Genomic DNA, 277 nt, shown 5'->3' on the forward strand with positions numbered 1-277 from the left:
GTTACCTGAATACCTTTATCAGCCAGCAGACGGGCAGTACCGCCAGTGGACAGGATATCGACGCCACGGTTGGCAAGAGCTTGTGCGAATTCAACAATTCCCGTTTTGTCTGATACGCTGATCAGAGCACGGCGAATAGGACGAGCGTTTTCCATTGCTACCATCTCTTTGATTGCGGTGAATTATTTGCCAAAAGCTGACCTGTTATACTGAGGTTGCCTTTGGCAAATAGCCTCATCCGTCAGGCGGGATGGGATTTGCGTAATGGCGCGTATTT

The 277-nt window shown here is 49.5% G+C and carries 1 pseudogene; it reads right to left on the reverse strand.

From position 1 onward, the window contains the following. Nucleotides 1–164: pseudogene (purH, locus tag R0J87_RS19915) on the reverse strand (bifunctional phosphoribosylaminoimidazolecarboxamide formyltransferase/IMP cyclohydrolase); the annotation flags it as partial. Nucleotides 165–277: the final 113 nt, after the last annotated feature.

It is taken from the genome of Halomonas sp. SIMBA_159, from assembly GCF_046536035.1.
GTDB classification, from domain to species: domain Bacteria; phylum Pseudomonadota; class Gammaproteobacteria; order Pseudomonadales; family Halomonadaceae; genus Vreelandella; species Vreelandella venusta_A.